At 62.3% G+C, this 1,593-nt stretch carries 1 tRNA gene; it reads left to right on the forward strand.

Annotated features, from left to right (window positions below):
* Window positions 1–18 precede the first annotated feature (18 nt).
* Window positions 19–95 (forward strand) — tRNA-Met (locus ASD79_RS11650).
* Window positions 96–1,593: the final 1,498 nt, after the last annotated feature.

Genomic DNA, 1,593 nt, shown 5'->3' on the forward strand with positions numbered 1-1,593 from the left:
TCGATCACAATACCCTGCCGCGGGGTGGAGCAGCCCGGTAGCTCGTCAGGCTCATAACCTGAAGGTCACAGGTTCAAATCCTGTCCCCGCACCCAAAGACTTGAAATGGCCTCCTTCGGGAGGCCATTTTTCGTTTTGGCGTCCACTGGCGCACGGCGTCGACCTGGCCGTTGCGTCCAGGCCTGATTGTCCGGGCCTGTCCGCGGCCGTGGCCGTGGCCCTACGGGTTTGGCCTTCGTCGGCGCTGCTGCCAGCCCCAGGCAGAAACACATCCCTCGAGGGCTCGTCGCGCTCCGCCAAGGGAGAACTCGCGACATTCTTGACGAGGGACACGCGAGAAACGCGGCCGCCGGTCTTGATTCAGCCCCCCCCGCCCGGTCTTCCCTGCGGTGCGAGAGCACCAAGCGGCGTGATTCCCGAGCAGGTTTCGCTTCCGCTCCGACACTTTCGTATGAAATTCGCGGGTTATTCGCCTGGTGTTCGGGGCGCCAGGCGCGGAGCGGGCGCCGATTCTCGCCGCCCAGCTCGCCAGGAATTGCTTACGAATGCGCTAGGCCTGTCGCGGCTCTTCGATGGCGAGGTCTACCGCGAATCGGTCGCCTGAAAACCGCGCGCCGCCGGGTTTCGCGGGCCGAGACCGCGAAGCTCACCCGCGGAAAGGCCGGACGATCGTCGGCCACGCGATTCGCAAGACCCACCGTCGCTCTCCCGCGCTTCAGTTTCAGCATGCGAATCGAGGCGGTCGGCACGGCGCCTAGCGGGCGATCGCGCCGGCGGGCCGCTGCAATGGTGGAGCTCGGAGCGGCCGGGCTGTTCGCGCGATTCCGTGTGACGCCCCCGACGCCGCCAGGACCTGGTTGGCCCCCGGGGAGGAACTGCGCGCGGCGAGACGGGCGCGTCCAAGCAGGGGATCGATTCAGCTGTGACTTCGACGCCGGCGGCGGGCTTGAGCGCCGACCAAGCCGGCGGCCGCGACCGAAGGGCGCGCAGTCATCCGCCAAAGCCTAAGCCGCCAGCTCGGGATTCAGCAGGGGAGGGGTTGTCACGGCGCTGTCATCCGCCTATATCCGCCCCTCGCTCGGAAACGCGATCGCGGCCGGAAGTCAGAGCCGCAAAGCTCTTGCTTTCTCTGGCCGGTTTCGTTAGTTTCCGCGCTCCAATCGACTCGGTGATGGATCCAGGTGGGCAGCCTCGGCGGCCCAAGGACCCTTTTTTGCCTCTTCGTTGCGGCCTTGGCCGGTTCGAAAGGGTTGAAAACGAGGCGGTTGACTCTGGGGCGTTGCTTCAATAGAAGCGCCACTCCTCATCGGAACAGGGAGTTCGTCAAGAATTCCAAGGTTCGGTGAAGTATTCAGCTTCGATTTTATCTAAGAAATTAGTTGAAAGCGCGGTTGACATGGGAGTGTAGCTTCTTTAGAAGCGCCGTTCCTGGGGTTGGATTTAAGAGTTCGCAAGAATTCGTAGGTTCAGTTCAACTGGTCTTGATGGTTTCTTAGAAACTTTCTTCTTGACTGGATTGGTGTTCTTCTTTAGAAGGGCGCTTCGGATTGCTGGATTGGCCTTATGGTTGGTTTGGTGGTTTGGTTCGGACGG

It is taken from the genome of Caulobacter sp. Root655, from assembly GCF_001427665.1.
GTDB lineage: Bacteria > Pseudomonadota > Alphaproteobacteria > Caulobacterales > Caulobacteraceae > Caulobacter.